This is a genomic window from Streptomyces sp. NPDC043726 (assembly GCF_056436565.1).
In genome coordinates, this window is sequence record NZ_JBWKCI010000003.1 from 624,789 (window position 1) to 638,891 (window position 14,103).

Below are 14,103 nucleotides of genomic sequence, written 5' to 3' on the forward strand. Positions count from 1 at the left end.
CGTCGGCCGGGGGCTTTCCCCTGTCGCTGGTTTGTCGCTAGTTGGTGCCGATCCGCGCCAGCAGGTCCACGATCCGGCTCTGCACCTCGGCGCTGGTGGACCGCTCCGCGAGGAACAGCACCGTCTCGCCCGACGCGAGCCGCGGCAGGTCGGCCTGGTCGACGGCGGCGGTGTAGACGACCAGCGGGGTGCGGTTGAGCTGGCCGTTGGCGCGCAGCCAGTCGACGATGCCGGACTGGCGCCGGTGCACCTGCATCAGGTCCATCACGACCAGGTTCGGCCGGAACTGGCCCGCCAGCGTCACCGCGTCGGTGTCGCTCGCGGCCCGTGCCACCTGCATCCCGCGCCGCTCCAGCGTCGCGGTCAGCGCCAGCGCGATCTCCGCGTGCTCCTCGATCAGCAGCACCCGCGGCGGATGCTGCTCACTGTCCCGGGGCGCCAGCGCCTTCAGCAGTACGGCCGGGTCGGCGCCGTACGCCGCCTCCCGCGAGGCCTGTCCGAGCCCCGCCGTCACCATCACCGGCACCTCGGCGGCCACCGCGGCCTGCCGCAGCGACTGCAGCGCGGTACGGGTGATCGGGCCGGTCAGCGGGTCCACGAAGAGCGCGGCCGGGAAGGCGGCGATCTGCGCGTCCACCTCTTCCCGCGAGTGCACGATGACGGGCCGGTAGCCGCGGTCGCTGAGCGCCTGCTGGGTCGTCACGTCCGGCGCGGGCCACACCAGCAGCCGCCGCGGATTGTCCAGCGGCTCCGGCGGCAGTTCGTCGTCCATCGGCTGCGGACGCGGGGTGTCGGCGATCTCGACGGCCCCGCCCGGGCCGTCCAGCGGCTCGGGGCCCTCAGCCGCGTTCTCGTCCGGCGCGCCTATGGCGTACGACCGTCCCGAGCCCTCGGTGCCCTGCGCCAGCCGGGACTGGCCGGCGAGGGACGGCTGGGGCTGCGGCTGCTCGCCCTGCGGGTGCGGGCGTGCGTCCACGTCGGGGCGCGTGCCCAGCTTGCGCCGCCTGCCGCCGCTGGTCTGATGCGGGGGAGGCGTCGGCGTCGGCTGCTGCACCTGCGCCGCCTGCCGGGTGAACGGCACGCCCTGGCCCAACGTCCGCACACTGATCGCCCGCCCCTGCGTGGAGTTCGGATCCACGGGCGCGGCGGCCTCGGCGGGCAGCGGCTGCGCGGCACGCGCGGGGGTCGCCTCGGGCGGGAGGGGGGTGCCCTGGGCGGGGGTGCCGGGGGCGGGCTGCGGCGCGGTCGGCGCCGCGACCGGGTTCGCCGGTACGGCCGTACCGGCGCCGGAGGTGTCGTCGGCGGCCGGGGCCTCGGCGGGGAGCGGGGTGCCGGGCGCCGGGAGCTGAGCCCCGGCCTGCTGGGCGGGCAGGGGGTGCCCGGCGGCGGGTGCCTGCGCGGCCTGTTCGGGGGCCGCCTGTTCCGGGGCGGGCTGTGCCACGGCACGGCGGCGACGGCCGGTCGGCGCGCTCGTCGGGTGCGGCTGGGGAGGCGTGTGGTCGTCGGCGTGGTCGTGCGGCACGGCGTCATGCCGCCCGTCATCGGCTACGGCACGCTCCGCGCCGGGTGCCTGCGGCTGCGCCTGCACGAGCCCGTGCGCGGGGGCCGGAGCCGGCCCGTGCGGCTGGCCTTGAGCCTGGGCCGGATCCTGTCCCGCACCTTGGACCTGCGGCTGGACAGGCGCCAGCCCGTTCCCGGGACCCTGCGGCTGAGGCTGGACCTGCGCCAAGTCCTGCGCGGGGCCTTGAGCCTGCGGGTGGACCTGCGCCAGCCCGTTCCCGGGGCTCTGCGGCTGAGACTGGACCTGCGCCAAGCCCTGCCCGGAGCCCTGAGCCTGCGGGTGGATCTGCGCCAAGCCCTGTCCCGGGACCTGCGGCTGAGGTTGAGCCTGGGCCAGTCCTTGTCCCGGCCCCTGCGCCTGCGGCTGGATCTGCGCCAGCCCGTGTCCCGGACCGTGCGCCTGGACCAGTCCGTGCCCCAGCCCCTGTCCCTGTCCCTGCGCCGGGCCTTGAGCCTGGGGCTGGATCTGCGCCAAGCCCTGCCCCGGACCTTGTGGCTGCGCCTGGACCAGTCCCTGTCCCTGCCCCGGGCCTTGAGCCTGCTGCTGCGGCTGGACCTCCGCCAGGCCCTGCGGCTGAACCTGGGCCTGTGCAGGTGCCTGCACCAAGCCCTCGGCCCGCACCAGGCCCTGGGCCTGCGCCTGCGCGGCGGCCTCCTGCGGGGTCGGCTCCGTGCGGTCCGCCTCGGCCGGCGGGAGGGCGAACACCGTGCGCGGGCCCGCCTCCTGCGCCGCCGCGCGCTCGTTCGCGGCCGCCAGTGCGCGGCGCCGACGCCCGGTCGGCCGACCGTCCTCGGCCGAGCCGCCCTGGGCCGGAACCGGACCGGCGGCCGGAGCCGCTCCGTCCGTGGGTGCCGCGGGCAGTGCCGGAGGCAGCGCGTGCTGCTCGCCGGAGTCCCGTCGGGCCCGTCGTCCCCCCGGCCCGGGAACGCCCTGCGGCGGCACGGTGCCGCCGAGACCGGTCCCCACGGCCGCGGTACCGGCGGCATGCTCGGCGGCCGTCATGACGGCGCCCTCGCTGACGCCCGCCCCGGCGCCCTCGGCCGGGTCGGCGCCCTCGGTCACACCGGCACCTTCGGCCGGACGCCCGCGCCGCCGTCCGGTCCCCCCGGAGGGCTCGGCCGGAGCCTGCGCCTGGGCCGGAACCGGCGCCGTCTCCGCCTGCGCCGCCCGGCGCCTGCGTCGCCCGGTGGGCGCTGACTCGATCTCGGCGGCACCCGAAGCGGCACCCGAGGCGGCACCAGCGGCGGAGCCGGACGCGGTGCCGGAGTCCCCGGCCACCTCGCTCTCCAGGAAGGCGTCCACCGAAGACCGCCGGGCCCGCCGCCTGCCACCGCCGGAGGTCTCCTCGGCGGGGGCGGCCGCGAGGGCGACCTCGGCGGCCGGAACCGCCCCGGCCCCGCCCCCGATCGGCACCTCCAGGACGTACGCGCTGCCGCTCATGCCCGGCACCTCGTGCGTCTGCAGTACACCGCCGTGCGCGCGCACGATCCCGCGCACGATCGGCTCGTGCACCGGGTCTCCCCCGGCGTACGGCCCGCGCACCTCGATCCGTACGACCTCACCGCGCTGGGCCGCCGCCACGACGACCGTGTTGTCCATGTAGCCGCCCGCCGACACGGGCGCGTTGCCGGTCGCGTCGACGCCCGCGACGTCGGCGACCAGATGCGCCAGCGCGGTCGCGAGCAACCGGGAGTCGACCTCCGCCTCGATGGGCGGCGCGTGCACGGCGAACTGCACCCGGCCCGGGCCGATCAGTTCGACGGCCCCGTCGACACCGGCGGCGACGACGGCGTCGAGCATCACCTTCGTACGCGAGACCGCCTCGGCCCCGGTGTCCAGCCGCTGATAGCCGAGGACGTTGTCGATGAGGGTGGTGATCCGCGAGTAGCCGGCCGAGAGATGGTGCAGCACCTGGTTGGCCTCGGGCCACAGCTGCCCGGCGTCGTCCGCGGCGAGCGCGGACAGTTCGCGCCGCAACTCGTCGAGGGGCCCGCGCAGCGAGGTCGCCAGCAGCGTCAGCAGCTGCTCGTGCCGCCCGGCCAGGGCCTCGTAGCGGTCCTTCTCCCGCTCGCCGAGCGCCGCGTAGCGCTCCTCACCGGCGGCGAGTTCCTCCTCGTGCCGCTCCTGGAGCTCCTCGACCTCGGTGACGTGCTTCTGCCGCAGCGCGGTCAGCTCGGAGGCGTGCTCCTCGGAGAGCCGCTCCAGCTCCTCCTCGTGCCGCTTCTCGGCGGCGGTCTTCTCCTTGACGACGGCGTCGTAGGGCCGCCGGTCGGTGAAGGTCATCACGGCGCCGACGAGCTGGTCGCCGTCGCGCACCGGCGCGGTCGTCAGGTCGACGGGCACGTGGTCGCCGTTCTTGGCGAACAGCACCTGCCCGCGCACCCGGTGCTTGCGCCCGGAGCGCAGGGTGTCGGCGAGCGGGGACTCGTCGTACGGGAAGGGCGAGCCGTCGGGCCGGGAGTGGAGCACGAGCGTGTGCAGCTCCTGCCCCCCGAGGTCGCTGGCCCGGTACCCCAGTATCTGGGCGGCGGCCGGGTTGACGAGGACGATCCGCCCGTCGGTGTCGGTGCCCACGACGCCCTCGGCGGCGGCCCGCAGGATCATCTCGGTCTGGCGCTGCGAACGGGCCAGCTCGGCCTCGGTGTCGATGGTCCCGGAGAGGTCCCGGACGACCAGCATCAGCAGCTCGTCGCTGGCGTAGCCGTAACCGTCGTAGGCCTGCTGGCCGTTCTCCAGGTTCGCGGAGGTGACCTCGACGGGGAACTCGCTGCCGTCGGTGCGCCGGGCCATCATGCGGGTCGGCTTGGTCCGCCCGCGCGGGTCCATGTGGTCGGGCCGCCGCATGGAGCCCGGGATGAGCTTGGAGTCGAACTGGGGCAGCAGATCGAGCAGCCCCCGGCCCACCAGAGCGGTCCCCGGGGCCTCGAAGGCCTCCAGGGCGATGGTGTTGGCGTTGACGACGGTCCCATTGGCGTTGACCAGCACCAACGCGTCGGGCAGAGCGTCGAGTATGGCTGCGAGGCGAGCAGCGCCTCGGGATGGCCTGCTGCTCACGAGACGCTTCCCTCCTGTTACCGCACCTTGCCGACCGCTCGGGCCATCTTGCCAACCGGCCCGCGACGTGTCACGCGAGGGAGTCTAAGGGCTGGGGTTGTGACGGCGACGCCGGATGAGAGCGAGGTCGCACGACGAAGTGACCCAGAACGTATGACCGCCTCGGTGAGCTGCGCGAGACCTTCGCGGGACGTTTACAGAGCAGTCGTCGTTCACCGAACCGTTGTAGTTCGCCGCCGCTGTGGTTCACCGCCGCCCGGCGGGCCGCAGATCGGGCAGGACGGGCACGAGCCGGTCCCAGCGGGCGATCTCGCAGCCGTTCCCGCGCTCGAACCGGGCGTCGACGGGCCGCCCGGCCCAGGTCCCGGTGACATGCGCGGTGGCGGCTCCGCCGTACTGCATGGTGCAGACACTGCCGTCCGGTACGGGCGCGAAGGAGTCCTTGCCCCAGCGGGACCCCCGGTCGAGGGCGGCGCAGGCACCGCGGACGTCGGGGTGGTCGCCGGCGCCGGGGTGGCAGTACAGCTCGTACGTGCCGTCCGCGCCCCCGCCCGCGTTCCGGACGGTGACGGTGAGGTGGTCACCACTGCGGGACAGCCCGAGCAGGCCGTCGACGGAGTGCGCCTCGACGGAGTGCGCCTCGGCGGGGACGGCGGAGGCGGCGACGAGGGGCCCGGCCGCGAGGGACCCGGCGGCGAGGGCGAGGAGCGGCCGGAGCCGGCGCGAACGCGGGATGACGTGAAACATGACCTGACTAACGCCGCGCGCGCCGGGACGTTGCGCGCCCCTGGCCCCACCAGCGCCAAGGGCTTTGCCCCACACCCCGCCTGCCTAGTACCGTGGGGGGCGATTGGTGACACCGCGCTCGACTGTGTCATCATCGGCACGCACCACTCGCGCTCGCGCGGGCGGCTGTGCTGGAGGCGTCGCCTAGTCCGGTCTATGGCGCCGCACTGCTAATGCGGTTTGGGCCTTAAAGCCCATCGAGGGTTCAAATCCCTCCGCCTCCGCCGAAGATCACCGAAGCCCCGGTCAGCAGACCGGGGCTTCGGTGCTTCTGGGGCGTTTTCCCAGGTCACAAGGGGTGCGCCTAATGGATTTCACATGGCGGCGGCAGTCATGTAATGTTCTTCCTGTCGCCGCGAGCGGCCCGGAAGGGCAAGGAGCGGCGAAAAAACAGAACAAGCACTCGTAGCTTAACGGATAGAGCATCTGACTACGGATCAGAAGGTTGCAGGTTCGAATCCTGCCGAGTGCACATGGACCGAGGGCCCCGGAGAGATCCGGGGCCCTCGGTGTTTCCGTGTGGGAGATTCAGGCATGGGGGGATTCATGCGTGCAGCATCCATGGGCGCCGTCGTCACCGGCGTCCTCGTGGTTCTGGTCGCCGGATGCGGTGGCGGGTCGGAGGACGGCTCCGGGGGAGGTCGTACGGCGAAGAAGCCGGCCGCGGCCGAGGACTCGTCCTCCGCCGCCGGGACCGCCCGGCTCACCTCTGGTGATCTTCAGGGCCGTTGGTGGACCTGGGCCGCCTCCGAGCCGGAGGCCACCAATCCGGTCGCCGATCCGGACGGCGGCGCGTGCGCGGCCAACCAGGCGGACGACGTCTGGTTCCTGGCCGGCACCTTCGGGGACCGGGCCGAGCGGTCGTGTCCGCTTCCGGCAGGAGTGCCGGTCGCGTTTCCGCTGGTGAATCGGATCGCCACGGAGGAGGACTGCGCCGCCTTCATGGCCGCGGCCGAGGGGTCGGCCGTACTCGACGGCGAGGCGGTGGAGGCGGAGCGGTACGCAGGAGAGACGATCACCGTCACCGGCGCCGCCGACAACCCCGTCACCGGGCAGGCCGGAACCTTCACCACCACAGGGTGCGGACTCTGGGTGCAGTTGCCCGCACTGGATCCGGGTACCCACACGCTCCAAATCCGGGGTGAGTCGGGGGACTTCTCCACAGGTGTGGATTACTCGCTGGCGGTAGCGAAGCGGTAGGGAGCCCTGTCGGTCAGCGCGGGCGTGAGCACCAGGGGCGTCAAGCGCTTCGTGCGGTTGCCGCGGGCGGGCGTCCGCGGGGCCGCGACCTCGCGCCGCACCTCTCCCTCGCCCGCGAAGACGAACAGCCGCAGCACCAGGAAGCGGCCGACGCCGGCCAGAGCGGAGGCGGTGAGGTAGACCGTCTGCTCCCACAGCAGCGTGGGGGAGGGTTCCACCCGGTGCAGGACCAGGATCGCGAGGGACGTCACCGCGTAGGCGACGGCCGCCGACCCCCCGGACTGCACATGTTGGCGCAGTCCGGGCCGGCGGCCGGTGCCGAAGGTGAACAGGGCGTGCAGCTCGGTGCAGAGGAGGGTGGAGGCCACGGTGATCAGCGCGTTGGCCAGCGCCCAGGGCATCGAGTACGCCAGCAGCGGCACCGTGGCCCCGGCGACGAGCCCGACGCCGCCACCGCACACCACGAACCGGGCGAAGGAGGCGAGCGGCGAGGGCATGGAACTTCCTTCCGGAGGAGGGTCGTCGACGGTGCTGGTCGGCTTGATCAGCCTTCGTCAACGATCCCGTGCCGGACCCGTCCGGACGAGGAGGCCTGTGCCCGAATCGGGGGTGGGGCCAGCCCTACCAAGGGAGTTGGGGCAGGCTCCGGGTGAGGGTCTACTTGAACGCCGCCGCGTTGCGAGCCGCCCACTCGGCGAAGTCGTACGGACGGCGGCCGAGGAGGCGCTCGACGTCGGGGCTCACCCGCCGCAGCGCCTCGGGCGGCTCGCCCAGCATGTCGAGCGTGCTCTCCACGACCGGCTCGGGCATGAACCCCAGCATCCGCGCCCGCGCCTCGGCCCGGGTCAGCTCCACGAACCGCACCGGCTCGCCCAACGCGGCCCCGATGTCCGCGGCTTGCTGACGCGGGGAGACGGGAGCGGGTCCGGTCAACTCGTAGATCTCGCCGCCGTGCCGGCCCGGCTCGCGCAGGGCCACGGCGGCGACCTCGGCGATGTCGACGGGGTCGACGATCGGCAGGGCCACACCTCCGAAGGGCGCCGCGACCTCACGGCCGCCGCGGACCGACTCCGCCCACTGCAGGGCGTTGGACTGGAAACCGGACGGGCGCAGCAGGGTCCACTCCACGCCGGACTCCCTGACGGCGTCCTCCAGATAGGAGGCGTGGTGCCCGGTCCCGACGCCCTGCGAGGAGAGCAGGACGACTCGCGGCACGCCGGCCTCCCGTACGGCGTCCATGACCGGGCCGAGGGCACCGCCCGAGCCGAGGAATTCCCCCGAGGTCAGCAGGAAGAGGGCGGAGGCACCGCGCAGGGCGGGTGCGAGTGCGGAGGGCTCCGCGAGGTCGGCCTGGTGATGGCGAACGCCGGCCGGTACGGCTCCCTGGTCCGGGACGCGCCGCGAGACGGCCGTGACCTGCTCCCCCGCCTCGGCCAACGCCCGCACCAACGGCCGCCCGACCGTCCCCGTCGCTCCGGTCACCACGATCATCGTCGTACTCCGTTCTGAGTGGTCAACTGCCTGTGCCAGAACGTTAATTTCGTGGGGTAAGTAGGTACCTAGAGGAAAGTATTGGCGAGAGGATGTTTTGTGATGCAGACCACACCTGAGGGCCCGGCCCTGGCTCCGGCTCCGGCTCCGGAGAATGCCTGCCCCATCGCCCCGGTCGTCGACATCGTCTTCAGCCGGTGGACGACTCCGATCCTGTGGGCTCTCAACGAGTACGGCCGGCAGCGCTTCGTCGAGCTGGAGCGCCGTATCGCCACGATCACCCCGAAGGTTCTGACGCAGCGGCTGCGGCAGTTGGAGCGGGACGGCCTGGTGGTCCGTGAGTACTACGCGGAGGTCCCGCCCCGAGTGGAGTACGAGATCAGCGACCTGGGCCGCAGCCTGGCCCCGCTCTTCGCCTCGCTGTCGGAGTGGTCGGTGAATCTGGGGCGGGTGGAGGAGGCGCGGGTGGCGTATGACGCGCGGGAGGAGCGGGAGGGTGCGCGCAGGCGTTGACTCGGTCCAGCCGCCGTCAGGCGTCCCCGGCGCGGAGTTCGTCGATGTACTGCTGCGCCAGGCCCGTCGTGCGGGTGAACCAGTCGGTCAGTACGGCGATCTCGTCGGGCGAGTAGTCGGCGAAGAGTGCTGTCAGGCGGCCGTAGTAGGGGCCGTACAGGGACTCCACGCGCGTGACGGCGGCCGGGACCGCGGCGACGCGGACGCGGCGGCGGTCGGTCGGGTCGGGGACGCGGGTGATGAAGCCGGCGCGTTCCAGGCGATTCAGGATGCCGGTCATCGCGCCGGTGGTGACGTGGGCGTGCTCGGCGAGGTCGCCCGCGGTGAGCAGGTTCTCGCCGGCCTTGAGGACGCAGCCGAAACAGAGCAGATCGGTGATGTTCAGGCCCAGCCGCTGGGCCATCTCCTGCTGGCCGAGCAGGTGGGCCGCGATGAGGGAGTCCATCGCCTCCAGTGCCTGGGCGGGAGTGGCGGTGGGGCGCGGCTTGGCTTGCATGTCGATGATTGCCTTAGCTCGTAAGAGATTTCCCTGCTAAATTGCTTAGCAGGTGAGAGATTCTCGCTTCGGTCTCGTTGTGGACGGGTTGTGGACGGGGGCATGTTCGTGAGCGCACACCAGTATGACGAGGGGCACACGGTCGCGGGGTGGACCGGTTTCGGCATCGCGACGGTCGGGTCGGCAGTGCTGGGACTGGGGGTGTGCATGGGGTCCGGCCCGCTGATCGTCGGTGGGTTGGCGATCGGGGTGGTGAGTCTTCTGGTCACCTGGGCCCTGCATCTAGGCGGCTGGGGCAAGGCGCCGGGACGGCGGCCCAGGGAGCAGTGGGGGATGAGGGTGCGCGATCCGCAGGCACGGGCGGGGCATCCGGAGTGCGTGGGGTGCCGGCTGGCGGGGCGGGGACGGCAGCGGGCGGTAAAACCCGAGGTCGTGGCGGTGCCGGGCGGCGAATCGATCCGGCTGTCACCTTTCGAGTGAACGTACTTTCTGCGTACGGGAGTTGGGGTCACACGCGGCTAGCGTCCGTGGCGGAGGTGATGCTCGATGTACGAGCAGAACGATGCGCCTACGGTGCCGAAGCAGGACGCGATCGACATCAACGACTTCGTGTTCGCCGCCACGGGGGCGCGGGTGCGGAGGCTGACTCTGCCGGGTGGGGAGCACTGGTTCCCGGCGGTGGATGTGGCCCGACATCTTGGCTACGCAAACACGCGTGATGCGCTGAGGCAGCATGTCGACGGCAGTTTGCAGAAGAGGCTGGACGAGATTACACAGGGTGTCGTCCCAGACGACACCCTGCGCAAACTTGCAGCTCACAGGCTGCAAAAGGCGATGAAGATGGTGAACCTCCAAGGGCTCGTCCAGCTTGTGAACGCTTGCATCAATCCGGAGTGCAAGCCCTTCAAGACCTGGGTCTCGGAAGTCATCGTCACCATCCAGCGAACCGGCTCCTACAGCCTCGAACCGGCCCCCGTGCAACCCGCCCCGACCGGCGCCACGGCGTACGTCATGCCCCAGGAAGTCGCCGACGCGATCGTTCGGCTCGAGGAACGGAACATCCGGGCGGACGAGTTGTTGGCGGTCGCGGAGGCGGAGCAGCTCGACTTGATGCGCCGCGGCAACGGCGTGCAGAGCTCCATGGCCGAAGCCCTGAACCGGATCGCGAACTCCCTCGACCTCATCGCCGACCGACTCCGCCCCACCACCCCCACCCCCGCCCCCCACTCCCTCACCCCCCAAGAACTCCTCACCCGTTGGCGCTCCAAGAACCTCGTCGTCACCGAGGACATTCACGCCGTCGCCGCCTGCCTCGCCCCCGCCCTGGTGCACGGCGAAGCCCGGTTCCGGCCGGAGGAGATCGCGAACCGTACCGGGCTGACGCTCGACCGCGTCCATGACTGCCTGCGCATGCTGATCAAGCGCGGCTGTATGCGGCAGGCCGGGTGTGCCGAGGACGGGGTGCCCGTGTACGTGCTGCCGTAGACCACGAGGCATGGAAAAGAAGGGCCCGAAGCCGCAAGAGGAATTTGCGGCTTCGGGCCTTCTCGCACCGTACCGGACCACGACCTCACCCGGGACCGATGTCAGTCCCTCCCCCTACCCTCGAAGTGATGGCACAGCTATGGACGTGTTCGGGGTTGCGGTGGTCCGGTGAGGGCCCCGAGTTGGTGTGGGGCGGTGGGCGGAGTAGTGCCTTGACCTGGGGAAAGCGGGTCGCCTTCCAGGTCCCGGAGGGAAGTGTGCGGAGCTGTGTGGGGGCCCGCCGCCACCCCTGTCCCACACGTACCGTCGTATCGGCGCGCAGCACCGGCGCCCGATGCGACGAATGCGCCCGTCTCGACCGCGCTCACTCCGTCGCCGCCGACACACTCGCCGACGATCCACGGCCGTACCGCGTCTACCTCGCCTGGTTCGGGCCCGGCATGGTCAAGGTCGGGATCACCGCCGAAGAGCGGGGCTCCGCGCGGCTGCTGGAGCAGGGTGCCGTCTGTTTCAGCTGGCTCGGCACCGGTCCGCTCATGGCCGCCCGGCGCACCGAGGAACTGCTGCGGGCCGCGCTCGGGGTGCCGGACCGGATTCCGTACGCCGACAAGCGTGCTGTGCGCGCCAGCCTCCCCCCGACACACGCAGAGCGAGCCGCGGAGGTGCGGGAGCTGCACGCCCGTGCCGTCGAACTCCCCGGCTGGCCCGAGTCCCTCGCCCCCGCGCCCTGCCTCCCCGTCGATCACCTCGACGCCTTCGGGCTCGCGGCGCCCGAACCCGCCGTCGCGGAGGTCGGCGAGCTGGTCGCGGGCGGAGGCATCGGCGGGACCCTCGTCGCCGCCGCCGGACCCGACCTCCATCTCCGGACGGCAAGCGGTGTCGTCGTACTCGACACCCGGCTGATGAGAGGCTGGGAGCTCATGGCCACGGCCCGCAGTGGAAACGACCTCCCCACCCGGCCGGTCAAAGCCGCCGTGACCTCCCAGGACGGGTTGTTCTGAGAGGGAGGGCCCCCACGCGAGGCCCCACCGGCGCCGCCCGGACCCAGGCATTCCCTGAGAGCCTCCTGTGTGTTTCTCAGGAAAATCACAGGTTCTAGAAAGCGTGTTCTCAGAGGCCCCCGACAGGGTGTCCAGCATGACCACGACCTCGCCCCAGGGGCGCACCGAACTGCTGAGGCCGGACGGGAGCCCCGTCCGAGTGCTTGTGGTGGACGACGAGTTGTCGATCACCGAGCTGCTGTCCATGGCTCTGCGATACGAAGGCTGGCAGATCCGCAGCGCGGGGGACGGCACGGGTGCCATCCAGACCGCCCGTGAGTTCCGCCCGGACGCCGTCGTCCTCGACATGATGCTGCCGGACATGGACGGGCTCACCGTTCTCGGGCGGCTTCGGCGGGAGCTCCCCGATGTTCCCGTCCTCTTCCTCACCGCCAAGGACGCCGTCGAGGACCGTATCGCCGGGCTCACCGCCGGGGGCGACGACTACGTCACCAAGCCGTTCAGCCTCGAAGAGGTCGTCGCCCGGCTGCGCGGACTCATCCGCCGCTCCGGCGCCGCCGACCGCCGCTCCGACTCCGTGCTCGTCGTCGGTGATCTCACCCTCGACGAGGACAGCCACGAGGTCAGCCGGGCCGGAGAGTCGATCCACCTCACCGCCACCGAGTTCGAGCTGCTGCGCTTCCTGATGCGCAACCCGCGGCGCGTGCTCAGCAAGGCGCAGATCCTCGACCGGGTGTGGTCCTACGACTTCGGCGGGCAGGCCAATGTGGTCGAGCTGTACATCTCGTACCTGCGGCGGAAGATCGACGCCGGGCGGGAGCCGATGATCCACACCCGGCGGGGTGCCGGGTATCTGATCAAGCCCGCGGCCTCATGAGCGGGCGACGACGGACGCGTCCGCAGAAGACGCGGGCGGGCAAGCCGCGCACCCTGCGGACGCGGCTCGTCGTCGCTTCCGTGGTCCTGATCGCCGTGGTGTGCGCGGTGATCGGCACGGTCACCACGCTGGCGCTGCGGTCCCACCTCTACGACCAGCTCGACCAGCGGCTGACCGAGGTCACCGGCCGGGCCGCCGGTTTCGGCGGGCCCCCCGGCGCCGACCCGAAGCAGGATCCCCAGCAGGACCCCACGCAGGACAACGCCGTCGACGACATACCCTTCACCCTCGAACAGTTCGTCACCCGCGGCGGTCCCCAGCCGCAGGGCACGGTCATCGCCGAGGTCCACAACGGCTCCGTCACGGACGCCAAGTACGGCGAGAAGGACGAGGACTCCACCGACTTCAGCGGGATGAAGGCCAAGGACCTCACCGAGGCCCAGATCCAGGCACTGAACTCCGTCGCCCAGGACGGCGAGAAGCACACCGTCGACCTCGGCGGCGGAATCGGCGAGTACCGGGTCGAGTTCAAGACGGGCGACAACGGCAGCTACTACGTCGCCATCCCCACCGAGGAAGTCAGCAGCACCCTCAACACGCTGATCCTCATCGAGGTCAGCGTCACCGCCGCCGGACTCATCGCCGCCTCCCTCGCCGGGACGGTCATCGTCGGTGTCGCCACCCGCCCCCTGCGCAGGGTCGCCGCCACCGCCACCCGGGTCTCCGAACTCCCGCTCCACACCGGCGAGGTGAACCTCAACGAGCGGGTCCCCGAGTCCGAGTGCGATCCGCACACCGAGGTCGGCCGGGTCGGCGCCGCCCTCAACCGGATGCTGGACCACGTCCATGGCGCCCTGCACTCCCGCCAGCAGAGCGAGACGCGGGTACGGCAGTTCGTGGCCGACGCCAGCCACGAGCTGAGAACCCCGCTCGCCTCCATCCGCGGGTACGCCGAGCTGACCCGGCGCGGCAGAGAGGACGTCGGCCCCGACACCCGGCACGCCCTCGGCCGTATCGAGTCCGAGGCCGGCCGGATGACCCTGCTGGTCGAGGACCTGCTGCTGCTCGCCCGACTCGACGCCGGGCGGCCCCTGCAGTTCGAGCAGACCGACCTCGTCCCGCTGGTCGTCGACACGATCAGCGACGCCCGAGCGGCCGGACGGGACCACAACTGGCGCCTGGACCTGCCCGACGAACCGGCGCTCGTCAGCGCGGACGCGGCCCGGCTGCAACAGGTGCTGGTCAACCTGCTGGCCAACGCCCGCACCCACACCCCACCCGGTACGACGGTCACCGCGCGGGTGCAGCGGCGCGGACCCTGGCTGTGCGTGGACGTCGAGGACGACGGTCAGGGCATCCCCGCCGATTTGCTGCCGCACGTCTTCGAACGGTTCGCGCGCGGTGACTCCTCGCGCTCCCGCGCCTCCGGTTCGACCGGTCTGGGCCTCGCCATCGTGCAGGCCGTGGCGACCGCGCACGGCGGTGCCGTGACCGTCGACAGCGTGCCCGGACGGACCGTCTTCACGGTCCATCTGCCCGCGCTCACGCCGCAGCCCGCGCCCGAAACGAACTGGCAATCGGCCTCACAGGCACAGCACAGCGCCACCACACGGGTGGAACAGGGCACTTGAGAAGAGTC

Annotated in this window: 12 protein-coding genes and 2 tRNA genes; 9 read left to right on the forward strand and 5 right to left on the reverse strand. The window is 72.0% G+C overall.

The features are described from left to right. Window positions 1-37 precede the first annotated feature (37 nt). Both AC068Z_RS11795 and AC068Z_RS11800 read right to left on the reverse strand, forming a co-directional pair. Window positions 38-4,615 (reverse strand): PAS domain-containing protein, encoded by a 4,578-nt coding sequence (locus AC068Z_RS11795; RefSeq protein ID WP_478554455.1) that lies wholly within the window; start codon window positions 4,613-4,615, stop codon window positions 38-40. A 246-nt stretch (window positions 4,616-4,861) separates the two neighbouring features. Beyond that, window positions 4,862-5,362 carry an SSI family serine proteinase inhibitor gene (locus tag AC068Z_RS11800; RefSeq protein ID WP_478554456.1) on the reverse strand — a complete coding sequence of 167 codons (501 nt, stop codon included), beginning with the start codon at window positions 5,360-5,362 and terminating at the stop codon, window positions 4,862-4,864. 172 nt (window positions 5,363-5,534) lie between these two features. On the opposite strand from AC068Z_RS11800, the gene AC068Z_RS11805 reads away from it, so the two are divergent. From AC068Z_RS11805 to AC068Z_RS11815, 3 genes are all read left to right on the forward strand, one after another. Further along, window positions 5,535-5,625: transfer RNA gene (locus AC068Z_RS11805), tRNA-Ser, on the forward strand. Window positions 5,626-5,800: 175 nt separating this feature from the next. Continuing rightward, window positions 5,801-5,873: transfer RNA gene (locus AC068Z_RS11810), tRNA-Arg, on the forward strand. 74 nt (window positions 5,874-5,947) lie between these two features. Next, entirely contained in the window at window positions 5,948-6,601 is a 654-nt protein-coding gene (locus AC068Z_RS11815) for a signal protein (RefSeq protein ID WP_478554457.1), read from the forward strand. Here the strand turns inward: AC068Z_RS11815 and AC068Z_RS11820 are convergent. Further along, the gene (locus tag AC068Z_RS11820) at window positions 6,574-7,098 is read right to left on the reverse strand and encodes a GtrA family protein (protein ID WP_478554458.1); all 525 of its coding nucleotides are present in this window, start codon (window positions 7,096-7,098) and stop codon (window positions 6,574-6,576) included. The two genes, AC068Z_RS11815 and AC068Z_RS11820, sit on opposite strands and share 28 nt — an antisense overlap. Before the next feature lie 160 nt (window positions 7,099-7,258). After that, entirely contained in the window at window positions 7,259-8,092 is an 834-nt protein-coding gene (locus tag AC068Z_RS11825) for an NAD(P)H-binding protein (RefSeq protein WP_478554459.1), read from the reverse strand. Between the two features lie 102 nt (window positions 8,093-8,194). Here AC068Z_RS11825 and AC068Z_RS11830 point away from each other — a divergent pair, with 102 nt between their 5' ends. Continuing rightward, window positions 8,195-8,605: a winged helix-turn-helix transcriptional regulator gene (locus tag AC068Z_RS11830; protein ID WP_478554460.1), complete on the forward strand. Its 411-nt coding sequence runs from the start codon at window positions 8,195-8,197 to the stop codon at window positions 8,603-8,605. A 16-nt stretch (window positions 8,606-8,621) separates the two neighbouring features. On the opposite strand, the gene AC068Z_RS11835 is transcribed toward AC068Z_RS11830, so the two are convergent. Beyond that, complete coding sequence (locus AC068Z_RS11835; protein ID WP_478554461.1) at window positions 8,622-9,101, reverse strand: MarR family winged helix-turn-helix transcriptional regulator; 480 nt, start codon at window positions 9,099-9,101, stop codon at window positions 8,622-8,624. Window positions 9,102-9,209: 108 nt separating this feature from the next. Between AC068Z_RS11835 and AC068Z_RS11840 the strand changes: the two genes are divergently transcribed. From AC068Z_RS11840 to AC068Z_RS11860, 5 genes are all read left to right on the forward strand, one after another. Continuing rightward, window positions 9,210-9,581 carry an HGxxPAAW family protein gene (locus AC068Z_RS11840; RefSeq protein WP_478554546.1) on the forward strand — a complete coding sequence of 124 codons (372 nt, stop codon included), beginning with the start codon at window positions 9,210-9,212 and terminating at the stop codon, window positions 9,579-9,581. A gap of 66 nt (window positions 9,582-9,647) precedes the next feature. Continuing rightward, window positions 9,648-10,586, forward strand: coding sequence for a BRO-N domain-containing protein (locus AC068Z_RS11845; RefSeq protein WP_478554462.1), 939 nt, complete (start codon window positions 9,648-9,650; stop codon window positions 10,584-10,586). Between the two features lie 128 nt (window positions 10,587-10,714). Continuing rightward, window positions 10,715-11,587: a DUF2797 domain-containing protein gene (locus AC068Z_RS11850; RefSeq protein WP_478554463.1), complete on the forward strand. Its 873-nt coding sequence runs from the start codon at window positions 10,715-10,717 to the stop codon at window positions 11,585-11,587. Window positions 11,588-11,723: 136 nt separating this feature from the next. Beyond that, on the forward strand, window positions 11,724-12,464 hold the full coding sequence (locus tag AC068Z_RS11855; RefSeq protein ID WP_194078854.1) for a response regulator transcription factor: 741 nt from the start codon (window positions 11,724-11,726) through the stop codon (window positions 12,462-12,464). Further along, the gene (locus AC068Z_RS11860; protein ID WP_478554464.1) at window positions 12,461-14,095 is read left to right on the forward strand and encodes an ATP-binding protein; all 1,635 of its coding nucleotides are present in this window, start codon (window positions 12,461-12,463) and stop codon (window positions 14,093-14,095) included. The genes AC068Z_RS11855 and AC068Z_RS11860 overlap by 4 nt, the downstream gene beginning before the upstream one ends. The last annotated feature ends 8 nt before the right edge of the window (window positions 14,096-14,103 follow it).